Raw genomic sequence first — 14,990 nt, 5'->3', positions numbered from 1 at the left:
CCACCGAGCCCGACCCGACGATGGACAGCCACGTCGGTGGCGCGCTGAACCGTCAGATGCACAGCACGGCATGGGCCGACCGCGCCCTCGACTACCTCGACGCCGGCCACACCGGGAGCGGCTGCCGCGAGGCCACCGCGGGCCCGGAAGCGATCCAGCCACCGCCGAGCACGGTCGCGATGTCGGCCGCCGGGCGCCGCACGACGTCGAACGCGAACGCGGCGGCCGGGGCCGGGCGGAACGAGCGGTAGCCGTCGAACAGATGCCCGCCGAGCAGCCCGCTTCCCGCGCTCGCCTCGGTCAGCGACTCGTCGCTGCCCGAGAACTCGAGCGACCCGGTGCCGCCTCCGTTGAGGAACTCCAGGGGTGCGACGGCGCTGACCGCCGCGGCGATCGCCGCCCGGCGCTCGCGCAGCTCCTCCCGCGAGCGCGACTGCACGAGACGGATGAGTGGGGCGTCCGGACCCGCGTCGTCCCCCTGACCGGCGATCTGCGCGTCGTACATCTGCAGGCCGACGAGCCGGAACCCGGGACGGGCCGCGACCTTCCTCGCGAACGCGGCCACCTCACCCGCGGAGAACAGGGCCGAACGCCGCACGCCGATGTGCCCCAGCAGCGGCGAGCGCCACGAGGCATCGACGTCGATCGCGACACGCAGCTCGGGACGAGAGCCCGGCCCGGCGACACTGTCGATGAGGTCGAGGTGCACCAGATCGTCCACTATGAGGGTGATCCGTCGGGCCGCGGCCTCATCGGCGACGAGCCGCTCCAGGGCGGCGCGGTCGACCGTCGGGTAGCCGAGGACGATGTCGTCGTGCGTCTCGGCGAGCCACAGCGCCTCCTCCAGCGTGAACGCGAGGATGCCCCGGAAGCCCGGCAGCCGCAGTACGGCATCCAGCACCTCCCGCACCCGCACCGACTTGGAGGCGACGCGGATGGGCAGACCGCCCGACCGAACGAGGAGATCCATCGCGTTGTAGCGGAGGGCCTCCCGGTCGATCACCGCGACCGGGGCGGGCAGATGGCCCGTGGCGGCCGAGAGTCGGGGCCAGTATCGGCCGGGATCCTCCCACTCGGGAGCGACCGCGGCGGCGCCCTGGACGGGGCTCAGTTCATCGGTGAGGTCGAGCACTCCCCCACCCTACGGCCTGAGCGCACTCGGGTTCACCCCTCCTGACACCGCGTCGCAGAGGGTGCGGGGGCCGCCGTTCGCCGGCGCTAGGCTGGCGACGCGGCCCCCGTAGCCCAATGGCAGAGGCAGGCGACTTAAAATCGCCTCAGTCTGGGTTCGAGTCCCAGCGGGGGCACCGGACCCGAGGGTCAGCGCCCGAACAGGTCACCGATCCCTGGGACGCCCAGATCGCCCAGGCGGTCGCCCCAGCCCGTCGCGGTCTCTCCGAGGCCGGACACCGCGTCCCCCGCCGATCCCAGGAGATCTCCGGCGCCGCCCGTCAGCGCCTCGACATCGACGCCGGATACCAGCGCCTCGACGTCCAGGCCCTCTGCGAGGGCGCCGAAGTCCACGCCGAGCGATGCGGCCTGGTCGAGCAGCGGCGCGGCGACCGCGCTGACCACCGCACCGCCGGCCACGACGCCGAGCAGACCGACGGCGGCACCACCCGCCGCGACGGCAGCCCCGCCGGCCCCGACGCCGCGCGCGCGGGACAGCAGACCGCGCATCCGTCCCGGTCGCATCGCCTCCGCCCGCCCGGCCGCCCTGGCCAGATCGTCGGGGGCGGACGACCGCGGCCGCTCACCCGCGGGGAGCTCCTGCTGCATGCGCGCCGCCACGACCTCGCGCTGCTGTGGGGTGAGCCGCGCGAACGCCTCGCGGTGGAGCTGCTCGATGCGCTGAGGATCGGCCGTCTGCATCAGGTAGTCGTACCGGGCGATCGCGGCACGATCCTGCGGGGAGAGCGCGGATCCGCCGTGGTGCGGTGCGGGCGGCGGCGCGAAGGCCCCCGCGGGTCGTGTCCGGTCCTGGTCGCGACGGGCGGTCGCGTCGTGCGCGGGGGGCGGCGCATACGGGTCGCCCGGTCGTGCAGCGGACGGCGAGGCGTCGCGGGTGCCGCGCACCTGGTCGACCGCACCGCGGATCATTCCGCCCCAATCGGTGGACTCCCGCCCCGTGTCCCCGGGCCGCCGCGAGGATGTCGCGCCGCCCGTGTCGAGCGCGTCGGAGGCGAGGCGGATGAGTCGGGAGAGCTTTCCCATGGTGATCCCTTCGTGGGGCGGGCCACCGGGAGGGTCGACGTCCAGCATCGGCAGGGGTCTCCGGGCAGCCCGCGAACGGGTGCCAAGGTCTCCTCCGCCCGGAAGGGCCAGCGGGCCGGGACACGATGTCATGTCCGTAGTGACGACGACGCTGCAGACGGGAGTACTCCCCTTGCACTTCGAAACCCTAGCGGGCAGGGCTATGGATCCTCTCCACTGCCCGCTCAGCCGAGATCGTCGAGCACCTCGAGCACGTCGTCGCGGATGGCGAGGAACGCCGCATGCACCTCGGTGCGCCCGCCGTCCTCCGAGAGCGCCGCGACCGTGCGTCCCAGCGCCCCGAGGGGGAGCGTCCCGGCGGACTCCCGAGCACTCAGCTCCCCGAAGCCCTCCGGAGGCGACCCCGCGCGCGCCGCGAGCAGGAGCTGATCGCACAGCACCGAGGCTGCGCCCAGGAGCGACGCCGCGGCACGCAGATCGCTGCGGGCGACCTCGGTGCACAGCAGGCGGTCGCGGATGATGCGGGTGAGCCGCCGCGAGTGCGGAGCGGGGATCGCCCGCCTCGACCGGATGCGCCAGCGATCATCTCCGTCCAGGGGCGCCTCGTATGACACCGGCTCGCCGTCGCTCACATGGATCGCCGGGATCTGCATCGGTGTGGGAAGCGGATCCCCTGCCCACCACGCCGCCGGTGCCTCCGCCGTCGGAAGGAACGCTGTCGCGCGCTCTCCTCGCGCCGCCCCCGCGCCATCCGGGCGGAGGTCGGCGACCTGCACGAGGCTGGGGTTGCTGGCGAAGTGGGACAGGCCGCGGGATCGGATGACTCGGAACAGCGCTTCCCCATCGTCGACGGGAGCGCTGTCGTCGGCGGCGGCGAGCTCGGCGGCGACCGCGACCGGCAAAACGGTGGCGACGACGGACACCGTCTTCCCCGGCGGGGCGACCCACGGCCGCCCGGCGAAGGCAGCGATCCGCACCGCGTGCGACGCGTAGGTGTCCCACCCCGAGAAGAAGCTCAGCACCGCGGCGGGCTGACGCCTCACCGCGTCGCGGACCTGAGCGAGAAGCGCCGGATGCGCGTCCACGTCACCCGAGAGCACGAGATGATGAGTCGCCCGGCGGCTCCACGGCTGCCAGACGGGACGCGGGGAACCGCGACGCGCCGACCGTTCGATCCCGTCGGAGACGATCTGGACGGGAGCGCTGCGGAGCTCGTGCGCCAGGGCGACCGCCCGGTTCTCGAGCCCCGGCAGGGCGCGGATCGAGACGCTGAGCGTCGGCATCGAACCCCCACTCCGCGTCGCCACCTGGTCTCCTCGCATCGCGCACGATCCACACGGCCGCCCACACGGCCTTGTCCACGCTCCCGGAAAGCGTACAATCTGACATGTTACGTGGCCAACTCTTGCGGCGTCTCCACCCTCATACGTCCGGCCCGGAACGAGAACGGCCCCGCACGCATTCGCGTCCGGGGCCGTTCGGTGTCGTCGTCACTTGGCGGGCGCGGTCTCCACTGTCGCCGAAGCCTTCGCGGCGGGCTTCTTCGCCGCCGCCTTCTTCGGAGCGGGCTTCACATCGGCCGGGGTCTCCGCGGCGGGAGCCGCCTTCGCGGCCGGAGCCGACTTCGCCGGAGCAGCCGCCGGGGCCGCGTCGGCCGGTGCCGCCGGACGCGGACGCGCCGCGAACTCCTCGAACACGTAGCGCGGGTTCTGCACGGTCTCGAGGTTGACCAGGTCGCGGCCGAGCCACAGGTTGTTCCACCAGCCCCACAGCACGCGCCACTTGCGCTCCCACGTCGGCATCGCGAGTCCGTGGTACCCGCGGTGCGCGACCCAGGCGATGAAGCCCTTGAGGGCGATCTTGCCGGACTGGAAGACACCGTTGTACAGGCCGAGACCGGCCACGGCCCCGAGGTTCTTGTGGAAGTACTCCTTGGGCGCCTCGCCACGGAGCACCGCCACCAGGTTCTTCGCGAGGAGCTTGGCCTGACGCACCGCGTGCTGCGCGTTCGGCACGCAGAATCCGCCGACGCCACCACCCGACAGGTCGGGCACGGCCGAGACGTCACCGGCAGCCCAGGCGCCCTCGACGAAGGCCTCCGGGGTGCCAACGCGCAGGTCGGCGCGGGTCTGGATGCGACCGCGCTCCTCGATCGGCAGGTCGCCGCCGCGCACGACGGTCGGGTTGGCCATGACGCCCGCGGTCCAGACGATCACGTCGGTCGGGATGACCTCGCCCGTCGAGAGCTCGACGTTGCCGTCGATCGCACCCGTGACCTGCGTGTCGAGGTGCACGTTGGCGCCGCGCTTTGCGAGGTCCTTGAGCACCCACTCGCTGGTCTTGAGCGACACCTCGGGCATGATCCGCCCCATCGCCTCGATCAGGTGGAAGTGCGTGTCCTCGAAGTGGATCTGCGGGTACTTGCTCACGAGCGACGAGGCCAGCGAGCGCAGCTCGGCGAACACCTCGATGCCGGCGAAGCCACCACCCACGACGACCACGGTCAGCAGACGGTCGCGCTCGGGACCGGCGGGAAGCGAGGCGGCCTTGTCGAAGTTCGACATGACCTTGTCGCGGATCGCCACGGCCTCTTCGATGGTCTTGAGACCGATCGCGTTGTCGGCGATGCCCGGGATCGGGAACGTGCGCGAGACGGCACCCGCGGTGACCACGATCTGGTCGTACGCGAACTCGTACGGCTCGCCGACGGGCGGCGTGATCGTCGCGGTCTTCTGCGCGTGGTTGATGTTGGTCACCTTGGCGGTGAGCACGTGCGTGCGCTTGAGGTGGCGGCGGTGCGCGACCACCGAGTGACGTGCCTCGATCGAACCGGCGGCGACCTCGGGAAGGAACGGCTGGTACGTCATGTACGGCAGCGGGTCCACCATGGTCACGTCGGCCTCACCCTTGCGCAGGTGCTTCTCGAGCTTCCACGCGGTGTAGAAACCTGCGTAGCCCCCGCCGACGATCAGGATCTTGGGCACAGTGCTGTTCTGAGGCACAGAAGAACTACTCCTCGGAGTCGGGATTGTGGCGTACGGGAACGCGCGCCGATCGGATGCGCCGGGCAGCTGCGGTGACGCCAAGCGCTATCAGGATACCAGGCACCGTGAGTGCGACGAGCGGCAGGGTACCGTAGCGCAGTGATTCGGCGCTGGGAAGCAGCGGTGAGCCGGCCTCGCTCGGCTGATCCGCATCGGGAAGCGGAGGCACGGCGACCGGGGTCAGCTCGGGCTGCGGCGCCGGCTCGCTCTCGGCTCGGCGGAACAGCCGGATCCACTCCGCCAGGTCGCCCATCGGGTTCGTGTCGACCGAGGGAAGGGTGGCCGAGATCGCCGCGGCAGCATCGACCAGCCCGTAGCCGTAGAGCGGATCGCGGGGCTTCTGCGCATCGGGTACGGGTATCGCCGTCTTGATGATCCGGTTGATCACGTCGTTCGCGGAGATGTCGGGATGTGCCGACCGGATGAGCGCGGCGATCCCCGCCACGATCGGTGCCGCACCGCTCGTGCCGTTCCACTTGACGACTTCCCCGTCGGCCGAGACACCGAGCAGGCCCTCACTGGGCGCCGAGATCCCGATCGTGATGCCCTGCGTCGACGCCTCGATGCTCGCGGTGCCCGTCTGATCGACACCGCCCACCGTGAGCACACCGGGGATCGTGGCGGGAGCGCCGATGATGTTCGTGCCGCTCCCCCGGTTGCCCGCCGCGACCACCACGACCACGTCGTGCTCGAACGCGTAGAGGAACGCGTCGTCCCAGCTCTCGTCCCAGTCCAGGGTGTTGGTGGTGAAGGAGAGATTGATGATGTCGGCCCCGTTGTCCACCGCCCACCGCATCGCTTTCGCCACCTGCTCCGTGAAGGGCACGGCGGCCGCCGCGCCGAAGCCCACGGACACCGACAGCAGCTTGGCCTCCGGGGCGACGCCGATCATGCCGGTGCCGTCGGGGGCGCCGCGACCGGCGGCGAGCGACGCCACCCAGGACCCGTGGTTGCCGTCGATCGCGCCCAGCGGCGTCCGTCCATCCGGCGTCCCCGTGCCGGAGACGTCCGTGCCGCCGACCACCGCGTCGCCGAACGTCTGCGGGACCTTGCCTATGCCTGTGTCGATCACCGCGATGGTCGTCCCCTCGCCGCGCGTCGTCTGCCACGCCTCGCGGATCCGCGCGCCGTCGAGCCAGTACTCCGCCGCGCGCACCGGGTCGGCGGGGTCGTCCGGGATCGGCGGCGGCGTCGCCGCCGTCGCGCTCGACCCCAGCAGCAGCACCGTCGTCGCCACCACGGCGGCGGCGACCACGCTGCGCAGCATCCGCCGTCCGGTCATGCCGAGCGCGCCGCCTCGCGCACAGCCGTACCGGGGTCCTCGCAGCGGCAGACCTCGGGCGACCAGGACGAGCGCTCGAGCGCCGCGTCACCGATCGGGTTCACACCGGGGCCGGCCGCGAGGGCGTGCCCGGCGAGAGCGTGCAGGCACTTGACGCGGGTGGGCATGCCGCCCGCCGAGATGCCGTCGATCTCCGGAACCTCACCGAACTGCGAGCGATCGGCCAGGTACGCGACGTGCGCCGCGCGATACGCCTCGGCGACCTCCGCATCGTCGTCCAGCAGAGCGGCGAGCTCCGGCATCACATGCGTGGCCTCGAGCGTCGACATGGCCGCGGTCGCCGCCGGATGGGTCAGGTAGTAGAACGTGGGGAACGGCGTTCCGTCCGGAAGCCGCGGCGTGGTGGCGACCACCGTCGGGTTGCCGCACCGGCACCGCGCCGCGATCCCGACCACTCCCCGCGCGGGGCGGCCGAGCTGCGCGGACACGACGGCGAGTTCGGCGGGCGTGGGGGCGGGGAACGGGGGCGTCGTCACCACACCAGCGTAGGGGAGGCTCCAGGGAGGATGCTCGGAGCGGAAGCTCAGCGGGTGACGGCCACGGTGTCGCTGAGGCCGGCGGACACGAGCGTGCGCAGCAGCTGCGGCATCCAGTCCGCGGGGCGCTCCTCCAGGGTGTCGCTCACCGGTTCCTGCTCCCGCGGCAGCGCCGACGGATCGAGGTCGTTGTCGATCAGGTACACGACCTCGCCGGGCTTGACGTAATAGAGGCGCTCGCGCGCCTGGGTCGTGATGTAGGCGGGATCGTCCCACCGATCGCGCTCGGCGGAGAGCGCGGCGATCTCGGCCTCGCTGACCTGCACCGAGGCCTCCAGCGCCGCGATCTTCTGCCGCTGGTCGATGAACGTCCCGAGCGTGGGGACCAGCACCCAGGCGCCGAGCACCACGAGCGACAGCATGATCGCAGAGAACGCGGACAGTCGGATCCCCGACGCCCACTCCCGCACGTCCACCCGCGGCGCGGCGCCCTCCGCGCTCCGTGGCGCTCGACGCCCCGGCTTCGCGGACGGTGCCGGCCGTGCGGTTTTGGCCGTCGCGGGGCGCGGAGACGCGTTCGACGACGACGAAGGAGGAGCCGGTCGTCGTGCCACGGCTCCTCCTCCGTCATGCCGCCTCGGCGGCGTCGTCCTGCCGCGGCTCACGCGGCTCTGTCACTGTGTGTGCGCTCAGGCCCGGTAGCGCGGGAACGCAGAGCGGCCGGCGAAGACCGCGGCGTCGCCGAGCTCCTCCTCGATGCGCAGCAGCTGGTTGTACTTCGCGACGCGCTCGCTGCGCGCCGGGGCACCCGCCTTGATCTGACCCGCGTTCGTGGCGACCACGAGGTCGGCGATCGTGGTGTCCTCCGTCTCGCCGGAGCGGTGCGACAGCATGGCCGTGTAGCCGGAGCGCTGCGCCAGGCTGACCGCGTCGAACGTCTCGGTGAGCGTGCCGATCTGGTTGACCTTCACCAGCAGCGAGTTGGCCACACCGCGGGCGATGCCGTCGGCGAGACGCTGCGGGTTGGTGACGAACAGGTCGTCGCCGACCAGCTGCACCTTCGAGCCGAGCGCCTCGGTGAGGTGCTTCCAGTTGTCCCAGTCGTCTTCGGCGAGTGCGTCTTCGATGGTGACGATCGGGAAGTCGTTCACCAGGCCGACGTAGTACTCGGTCAGCGCCGCGGCGTCCCAGTCCTTGTTGTCGAGGCGGTACACGCCGTCGTTGAAGAACTCGGTGGCGGCGACGTCGAGGCCCAGCGCGATGTCGGTGCCCGGGGTGAACCCGGCCTTCTCGATGGCCTTGACCAGGAAGTCGAGGCCCTCGCGGTTGCTGGGCAGGTCGGGGGCGAAGCCGCCCTCGTCGCCGAGGCCCGTGGCGTAGCCGGCGGCCTTCAGCTCGGCACGCAGCACGTGGTAGGTCTCGACGCCCCAGCGCAGCGCTTCGGAGTAGGTCTCGGCGCCGATCGGAGCGAGGAAGAACTCCTGCATGTCGATGCCGTTGTCGGCGTGCTCGCCGCCGTTGATCACGTTGAACAGCGGCACGGGCAGCACGTGCGCGTTGGGGCCGCCCAGGTAGCGGAACAGCGGGAGGTCTGCGGAGTCGGCGGCGGCCTTTGCGACCGCAAGGCTGACGCCGAGGATGGCGTTCGCGCCGACGCGCTTCTTGTTCTCGGTGCCGTCGACCTCGATCAGGATCTCGTCGACGATGCGCTGCTCGCTCGCCTCCACGCCCTCGAGCGCCGGGCCGAGCTCGTCGATCACGGCCTCGACGGCCTTGCGCACGCCCTTGCCCCCGTAGCGACTCTTGTCGCCGTCGCGCAGCTCGTACGCCTCGAAGGCGCCGGTCGACGCACCGGACGGCACGGCCGCACGCTGCACGATGCCGTCGTCGAGGAGCACCTCCACCTCGACGGTCGGGTTTCCGCGCGAGTCGAGAATCTCGCGTGCGCCTACAGCCTCGATCAGTGCCACTGATGTGCTCCTTGCTCAGGGAAAAGGTTGTGTGGAGCGTCGTCGATCCGCGCCCCAGTCTAGCCCCGGGCTCGGACGGCGCCGGGGTGACAGGCGGCGCCGGGTGGATGCCGCGCGCGGGCCGGGTCAGACCACGAGGGCCAGTGCGACGCCGTCCCAGCCCTTCAGCCCCACGGTCTGCAGCGCGGTCGCATCGAACCGCGGGTCCTCCCCCAGCATCCGCAGGCCCTCCCTGGTGCCGATGACCTTCGGATCGGTCGAGTCGTCGCGCACGATCTCACCGTCGCGGCCGATGTTGTCGAGCACGACCACGGTGCCGGGATGACCGAGCCGCGCGGCCCAGTCCAGGTACACGGTGTTGGACTCCTTGTCGGCGTCGATGAACACCAGGTCGAACCCGCCCACCAGCGTCGGGAGCACGTCGGCGCCGCGGCCGATGCGGATGTCCACCCGTTCGCCGACACCGGCCGCATCGAGGCTCGCCCTGGCCACCGCGGCGTTGTCCGCCTCGGCCTCGACCGTCACGACCCGTCCCTCCTCCCCCACGGCGCGTGCGAGCCAGATCGTGGAGTAGCCGCCGAGCGTGCCGATCTCCAGCACCCGCCGCGCCCCGCTCAACCGCACCAGCAGGTTCAGCAGCTTGCCCGCCAGGGGCGCGACCTCGATCTCGGGCAGCCCCGCGGCCCGTTGGGCGGCGAGCGCCGCGTCGAGCGCGGGATCGGGCTCCAAGAGCTGCTCGGCGAGGAAGGTGTCGGCGTCGGCCCAGGCGGCGGGGGTGGAGTCCATGCGCTCAGCCAACCCCCGGCGCACGCGGCGCGTCAAGCGTCGCCGCCGCTGCTCCGGCTCGCCGCGGCGCGAGCGGCGGCTGCACCCGGAACTGCCCGGTCAGCAGCAGCACGAGGATCACCACCGCCGCGACCAGCCAGGCCGCGACACCCAGCGGTCCCGCCAGCGCGAGGTCGGGCTGTGTCGCGGCGAACAGCACCACCATCCCGGCTGCGGCGTTCAGCGAACCGTGCGCGACGACCGCCGGCCACACCGACCCGGAGCGCAGGCGCAGCCAGCCGAACAGCACACCCCACGCGACGCACCCGCCGACCATGAACAGCACGCCGGTGACGTCGGTGCGACCGAAGTTGTAGCCGAGCAGGATCACCGGACTGTGCCAGAGACCCCAGATGACACCGCTGAGCAGCAGCGCCGGCCAGGTGCCCAGCGGACGCAGGGCGGGCAGCAGCCACCCGCGCCACCCCAGTTCCTCACCGAACGCGAACCCCGCGTTGACCAGCGCGCCGAGCGGGATCATCGCGAGCTGCGCGAACACCACGACCTCGACCGGCGGCATCGGCGTGCCGGCGGGGAGCGCCCGTGCCAGCTCGGCCGCGAACGCCCCGGACGTCGGGTCGAGCCGCACCCAGCCGAGGGCGGCGGAGACCAGGATGCCGAGCCCCACCAGCAGCGGGGGGATCAGCCACGCCGCGACCAGGAGCCACACGACGCGCTTCGCCGGGCGCAGCGGCCAGAGCCCCAGGAAGCGCAGGCGCGCACCCGGCCTGGGCACCCGCATCACGAACACCACGAGCACCGTCGCGAGGGCGGGCGTCAGCATCATGGCCGGCAGCAGGAGCGTCGAGATCGGCTCGGCGAGCCCCGCACCCAGCCAGAGCGGCAGGGCGACCAGCCAGGCGAGCCCGCAGGCTGTCGCGATGAACACGATCACCGCGGCCCACGGCACGCGCGTCACGGCTCCCTCCGCGTCGCGTGTCGTGTCGTCGACGGTCATCGTCCGCTCCTCTCGGTCGCCCCGTCGGACCCTCCCCCGTGGTCCGTCCGCGCGGCGGCCCGATCGACGTAGGCCTGCAGCAGTGCCGCGGCCTCCTCCGCCCCGTCGATCGTCACGATGAACGGTCCGTGGTCGCGGCGCGCCACCTCGATCGCGGAGCCCTGTCGCATCACGATGCCGCTGCGGCCGTCCGGCGAGAAGCGCCACCCCCATCCGCCGAACTCCCCGAACGGCGAGACGGTCACGGCTCGCGCGGACACGATGCGGTCGACCGGGATGCGCTGACGCGGCCAGCCGAGCGGAGCCTGCGCCGTGAGGCCCTCGGGTGTCACACGCACCCGGAACGACGCCGTCGCGGCCACGGCGAACGCCACCACCACGGTCACCAGGACCGCGATCCACGCCCCGGTGATGCCGCCCGCGAGCATCCACACCGCCAGCGCGATCAGCCCGAGGAGGACGACCAGAAGGAAGGCCAGGGCCCCGCGGGGCATGGTCGTGGTGCCCACCCAGACCACCCGTTCCCCGTCGGCCACCCGCACGACGTGCCGCGGCTCGAGCGTGCGCCCGGGCTCGGGCCTCACCCTGGGCTGAATGAGCCAGGCGACACCTCCGGTGACGAGGAGAGCGGCGAACGCGAGCGCCGTCACGACGCCGATGCCCGGGACCTCGGCGGTCGACGCGAGGTCGCGCTGGATCCACAGCGACCCGAGGCTCAGCACCGCCGCGAACCCGGACATGCCGGCCGCGAGCGCACCCATCAGCCGGGCGGCTCCGCCCCAGTGCGCAGCCACCGCGGCGAGCGTGGTCGCGGCCATCAGGAGCGGGAGGCCGAGCCCGACGCCGAGGAGCAGCCAGAGGTAGACGATCGGGGCACCGAAGCGGTCGGCGCCGTCGAGACCCCAGTGCACCGCGACGGTGCCGGGGAGCGAGGGCAGCCAGGACAGCAGCACCGCGGCGGCGATGGCCGTGATGACCACGGGTGCGGCGACCGCGACCAGGACGAAGAGGAGGCGCGCCCGCCGCAGCAGCGCGGGCGGCGTGCGGGTGAGGTCGTGGGTCGTCATGGCGAATCCTCCTCTGTGGTGCGCGGTGTGGTGCGCGGTGTGGTCCGCTGTGCGGCGCGGGCGCTCCGGTCGTCGACGGGAGCGCGGTGGGTGCGGACGATGCCGGCGAGCGTCTCGGCGGAGACCCCCACCGCGGCGGCACGACGGACGAGTCCGTCGATCTCGTGCGCGAGCTCGACCAGCGGGGCCGCAGAGGCCGCGATCACCGCGCCCCTGCCGCGCCGGAGGTCGACGAGACCCTCGTCGCGCAGCCGCTGGTAGGCGTGCAGCACCGTGTGCTGGTTGATGTCGAGCGCGCTCGCGACGTCGCGCGCCGCGGGCAGCCGGTCGCCCGGGGTGAGCGCGCCCGCCAGGATGTCGGCCCGGATGGACGCGGCGACCTGGTCGTACAGCGCGTGCGGACTGTCGACGTCGACGCGGATCAGCATGGCGACCTCCTATCGCTACTTATTCTATGTCAACTAGAACAACTGTGCCAACCCTCCAGACGTCTTCGCCGGTCGCCGCCGCATCCTCCACACTGACCTCATGCGCATCACCCCCCGCCGCCTCGCGGTCGGCATGAGCCTGTGGATCCCGAACCTGTTCAGCGGCATCCGCGTGCGCCGGTTCAGCGAGGACTGGACCCACGCGACCGTCGAGCTGCACGTCAACGTCTTCACCCGCAACTACGTCAAGACGGCGTTCGGCGGCTCCATGTCGGCCATGACCGACCCGTACTTCTTCATGCTCGTGATGCACCAGCTCGGGCGCGACTACGTGGTGTGGGACACCCGCGGCGAGATCGAGTTCCTCAAGCCGGGACGCGGCGTGCTCACGGCCGAGTTCTCGGTGCCGCGGGAGAAGGCGGAGGAGCTGCGGCAGCGCGCCCACGGCGGCGGCAAGGTGCTCGAGTGGTTCGAGACCGTGATCACCGACCGCGACGGCGACACCGTGGCGAGCGTGCGGCGCCAGGTGTACATCCGCGAGAAGAAGCGCGTCACCGCCGCCCGCCGCTGACGCGACACCGGCCGTTCACCGGCACGTGGGACGATGGCCGCGTGCCCCTCGCCCGACGCCTGACCCTCGCCGACGCCGTCGCGATCGGCCTCGGCTCGATGATCGGCGCCGGCGTGTTCGCCGTGTGGGCCCCGGCCATCGGCGTCGCGGGCAGCGGCATCCTGATCGCCCTCGCGATCGCCGCCGTCGTGGCCTACTGCAACGCCACCGCGTCGGCACAGCTCGCCGCCGTCCACCCGGTCGCGGGCGGCACGTACGCCTACGCGCGCGCCGAGATCGGCCCGTGGTGGGGCTTCGTCGCCGGCTGGAGCTTCGTGATCGGTAAGATCGCGAGCTGCGCGGCCATGGCGATGACGTTCGCCGCCTACGCCGTCCCGCCCGCCTGGCAGACGCCGGTCGCGGTGCTCGCCGTCGCGGCGCTCGCGGTCGTCAACTGCTTCGGCGTCACCCGCACCGCGCTGCTGACCCGGATCCTCGTCGCCTGCTCCCTGCTCGGGCTCGCGGTCGTGGTGATCCTCGGGCTCGGCGCCGCTCCCACCTCGACCCCCGTCCCGCTGCCCGACGCGACCGCGTACGGCGTGCTCCAGGGAGCCGGGCTGCTGTTCTTCGCATTCGCCGGCTACGCCCGGATCGCGACGATGGGCGAGGAGGTCACCGACCCCGTGCGCACGATCCCCCGCGCGATCGCCCTGGCCCTCGGCGGCGCCGTAGTCGTCTATGCGCTGGTCGGCCTCACCGTGGTGCTGGTGCTCGGCGCCGAGGTGCAGGGCGCGACCGCGCCGCTGGCAGACGTGCTCGTCGCCGCCGGCTGGTCGTGGGCGACGCCCCTGGTGCGGATCGCCGCGGCGGCCGCGTCCCTCGGGGCACTCCTGGCGCTGCTCACCGGCATCGGACGCACGGTGCTCGCGATGGCCAGGGAGGGCGACCTGCCGCGGTTCCTGTCCCGCATCGACGCCCGGCATCAGGTGCCCCAGCGCGCGGAACTCGTGCTCGCGGCGCTCGTGATCGCGCTGGTGCTGACGGCCGACCTGCGCACCGCGATCGGCTTCTCCTCGTTCGGGGTGCTGCTCTACTACCTGATCGCCAATGCCGCGGCCTTCCGTCAGCGCGGCGCCGCCCGACGGTCGCCGCGCGCGCTCCAGGTGGTCGGCGCGCTCGGCTGCCTGGTGCTCGTGAACACGCTGCCCGTGGCGGCGTCTCTCATCGGAACGGCCGTGGTCGTCGCCGGGGTGGCCTATCGACTCGTGCGGCTGCGGCTCGAACGGCGCGCCGATCACTCCCGCAGCGCGGAACGGTAGCCCCGCGGAGCGATGCCCAGCACGGCCCGGAAGTCCCGGGTCAGGTGCGCGTGGTCGGCGTACCCGAGCTCGGCCGCGAGCGACGCCAGGTCGACCGCGGGCTCATCGCGCACGCGCTGCGCGGCCTCCTGCAACCGTCGGCGACGGATCATGGCCGCGGGCGACAGCCCCACGTGCCGTCGGGTGAGGCGCTGCAGGGTGCGCACCGACACCGCCAGGCGCGTCGCGGCCTCCTCGTGGGTCAGCGCCGCCCCGTCGCCGAACAGGGCGTCGAACACGGCGTTCGCACCTCGGGCATCGCCGTCGTCCGCCGGCGCGTTCGCCACGAGCCAGCGGGAGAACGCCGCGACCGCGCGCTCCCGGTGCCCCTCCCCCGTCGACATCGCCGCCGACACCCCGTCGTGCAGCTCCGGTGCCGCGACCGCGCGGGCGGTGTCGACGAGGGCTGCCGGATCGGGCTCGAGCGCGGGCACCGCGGCCGGACGCAGGAGGGCGCCGACGGCCCAGCCGCGCCCGCTCAGGTCGCGGTGGAACAGGCGGGTGGTCGCGCCGGACAGCGTCACGGCGTCGGGCTCGACCACGAGGTTGAGCGCCGGATACGACACCACCTCCTGCCGGGAGGAGCGTCCGGGCTCGATGTCCCACTCCGGGATCCAGAACCACGCCACGAGGTGCCGGACCTCGGGCGGAGCGGGCAGGCGGTGGAACTGCGGCAATCGCGCGGGATACAGCACACCCCTGGTCGGATTCACCATGCGCTCAGCGTAGGGGGCACCGCCGACGCGACGCCGTGGCGC

Annotated in this window: 15 protein-coding genes and 1 tRNA gene; 3 read left to right on the top strand and 13 right to left on the bottom strand. The window is 72.6% G+C overall.

Annotated elements, in window-relative coordinates; all coding sequences use genetic code 11:
* Positions 1-91 precede the first annotated feature (91 nt).
* Positions 92-1,132, bottom strand: coding sequence for an alanine racemase (locus tag ACWGQ1_RS14990; protein WP_452313222.1), 1,041 nt, complete (start codon positions 1,130-1,132; stop codon positions 92-94).
* Between the two features lie 102 nt (positions 1,133-1,234).
* Here ACWGQ1_RS14990 and ACWGQ1_RS14985 point away from each other — a divergent pair.
* Positions 1,235-1,307 (top strand) — tRNA-Leu (locus tag ACWGQ1_RS14985).
* Positions 1,308-1,320: 13 nt separating this feature from the next.
* On the opposite strand, the gene ACWGQ1_RS14980 is transcribed toward ACWGQ1_RS14985, so the two are convergent.
* From ACWGQ1_RS14980 to ACWGQ1_RS14930, 11 genes are all read right to left on the bottom strand, one after another.
* A complete protein-coding gene (locus ACWGQ1_RS14980) occupies positions 1,321-2,214 on the bottom strand; it encodes a cation-transporting ATPase (protein ID WP_452313221.1) in 894 nt (297 codons plus the stop codon).
* A gap of 224 nt (positions 2,215-2,438) precedes the next feature.
* Complete coding sequence (locus tag ACWGQ1_RS14975; protein ID WP_452313220.1) at positions 2,439-3,497, bottom strand: hypothetical protein; 1,059 nt, start codon at positions 3,495-3,497, stop codon at positions 2,439-2,441.
* A gap of 207 nt (positions 3,498-3,704) precedes the next feature.
* A complete protein-coding gene (locus ACWGQ1_RS14970) occupies positions 3,705-5,198 on the bottom strand; it encodes an FAD-dependent oxidoreductase (protein WP_452313219.1) in 1,494 nt (497 codons plus the stop codon).
* Between the two features lie 25 nt (positions 5,199-5,223).
* Complete coding sequence (locus tag ACWGQ1_RS14965; RefSeq protein ID WP_452313218.1) at positions 5,224-6,540, bottom strand: S8 family serine peptidase; 1,317 nt, start codon at positions 6,538-6,540, stop codon at positions 5,224-5,226.
* Positions 6,537-7,076: a DUF501 domain-containing protein gene (locus tag ACWGQ1_RS14960; protein ID WP_452313217.1), complete on the bottom strand. Its 540-nt coding sequence runs from the start codon at positions 7,074-7,076 to the stop codon at positions 6,537-6,539. The genes ACWGQ1_RS14965 and ACWGQ1_RS14960 overlap by 4 nt, the downstream gene beginning before the upstream one ends.
* A gap of 47 nt (positions 7,077-7,123) precedes the next feature.
* Entirely contained in the window at positions 7,124-7,498 is a 375-nt protein-coding gene (locus ACWGQ1_RS14955) for an FtsB family cell division protein (protein ID WP_136033527.1), read from the bottom strand.
* Positions 7,499-7,765: 267 nt separating this feature from the next.
* Positions 7,766-9,046, bottom strand: coding sequence for a phosphopyruvate hydratase (gene eno / locus ACWGQ1_RS14950; RefSeq protein WP_136033431.1), 1,281 nt, complete (start codon positions 9,044-9,046; stop codon positions 7,766-7,768).
* A gap of 126 nt (positions 9,047-9,172) precedes the next feature.
* The gene (locus ACWGQ1_RS14945) at positions 9,173-9,832 is read right to left on the bottom strand and encodes an O-methyltransferase (protein WP_136033428.1); all 660 of its coding nucleotides are present in this window, start codon (positions 9,830-9,832) and stop codon (positions 9,173-9,175) included.
* Positions 9,833-9,836: 4 nt separating this feature from the next.
* The gene (locus ACWGQ1_RS14940; RefSeq protein WP_136036076.1) at positions 9,837-10,829 is read right to left on the bottom strand and encodes a CPBP family intramembrane glutamic endopeptidase; all 993 of its coding nucleotides are present in this window, start codon (positions 10,827-10,829) and stop codon (positions 9,837-9,839) included.
* Entirely contained in the window at positions 10,826-11,896 is a 1,071-nt protein-coding gene (locus tag ACWGQ1_RS14935; protein ID WP_205814339.1) for a DUF1648 domain-containing protein, read from the bottom strand. The genes ACWGQ1_RS14940 and ACWGQ1_RS14935 overlap by 4 nt, the downstream gene beginning before the upstream one ends.
* Positions 11,893-12,324, bottom strand: a complete 432-nt coding sequence (locus ACWGQ1_RS14930) for a GntR family transcriptional regulator (RefSeq protein ID WP_136036075.1) — start codon at positions 12,322-12,324, stop codon at positions 11,893-11,895. The genes ACWGQ1_RS14935 and ACWGQ1_RS14930 overlap by 4 nt, the downstream gene beginning before the upstream one ends.
* A gap of 100 nt (positions 12,325-12,424) precedes the next feature.
* Between ACWGQ1_RS14930 and ACWGQ1_RS14925 the strand changes: the two genes are divergently transcribed.
* Together ACWGQ1_RS14925 and ACWGQ1_RS14920 are read left to right on the top strand one after the other, a co-directional pair.
* Positions 12,425-12,895 carry a PaaI family thioesterase gene (locus ACWGQ1_RS14925; protein ID WP_136033419.1) on the top strand — a complete coding sequence of 157 codons (471 nt, stop codon included), beginning with the start codon at positions 12,425-12,427 and terminating at the stop codon, positions 12,893-12,895.
* A 41-nt stretch (positions 12,896-12,936) separates the two neighbouring features.
* Complete coding sequence (locus tag ACWGQ1_RS14920) at positions 12,937-14,193, top strand: APC family permease (protein ID WP_136036074.1); 1,257 nt, start codon at positions 12,937-12,939, stop codon at positions 14,191-14,193.
* Here the strand turns inward: ACWGQ1_RS14920 and ACWGQ1_RS14915 are convergent.
* Positions 14,169-14,948: a helix-turn-helix domain-containing protein gene (locus ACWGQ1_RS14915; protein ID WP_452313216.1), complete on the bottom strand. Its 780-nt coding sequence runs from the start codon at positions 14,946-14,948 to the stop codon at positions 14,169-14,171. The genes ACWGQ1_RS14920 and ACWGQ1_RS14915 overlap by 25 nt on opposite strands.
* Positions 14,949-14,990 lie beyond the last annotated feature (42 nt).

This window comes from Microbacterium sp. NPDC055599 (assembly GCF_053618975.1).
The sequence above is the reverse complement of the archived record's forward strand: the minus strand, read 5'-3'. Positions and strand labels throughout refer to the sequence as shown.

Bases quoted from the DNA above. Each gene is read 5' to 3' on its own strand.
- ACWGQ1_RS14945 (WP_136033428.1), bottom strand. From the start codon at position 9,832: ATGGACTCCACCCCCGCCGCCTGGGCCGACGCCGACACCTTCCTCGCC.
- ACWGQ1_RS14975 (WP_452313220.1), bottom strand. From the start codon at position 3,497: ATGCCGACGCTCAGCGTCTCGATCCGCGCCCTGCCGGGGCTCGAGAAC.
- ACWGQ1_RS14955 (WP_136033527.1), bottom strand. From the start codon at position 7,498: ATGCTGTCGCTCGTGGTGCTCGGCGCCTGGGTGCTGGTCCCCACGCTC.
- ACWGQ1_RS14935 (WP_205814339.1), bottom strand. From the start codon at position 11,896: ATGACGACCCACGACCTCACCCGCACGCCGCCCGCGCTGCTGCGGCGG.
- ACWGQ1_RS14980 (WP_452313221.1), bottom strand. From the start codon at position 2,214: ATGGGAAAGCTCTCCCGACTCATCCGCCTCGCCTCCGACGCGCTCGAC.
- ACWGQ1_RS14930 (WP_136036075.1), bottom strand. From the start codon at position 12,324: ATGCTGATCCGCGTCGACGTCGACAGTCCGCACGCGCTGTACGACCAG.
- ACWGQ1_RS14965 (WP_452313218.1), bottom strand. From the start codon at position 6,540: ATGACCGGACGGCGGATGCTGCGCAGCGTGGTCGCCGCCGCCGTGGTG.
- ACWGQ1_RS14915 (WP_452313216.1), bottom strand. From the start codon at position 14,948: ATGGTGAATCCGACCAGGGGTGTGCTGTATCCCGCGCGATTGCCGCAG.
- ACWGQ1_RS14940 (WP_136036076.1), bottom strand. From the start codon at position 10,829: ATGACCGTCGACGACACGACACGCGACGCGGAGGGAGCCGTGACGCGC.
- ACWGQ1_RS14925 (WP_136033419.1), top strand. From the start codon at position 12,425: ATGCGCATCACCCCCCGCCGCCTCGCGGTCGGCATGAGCCTGTGGATC.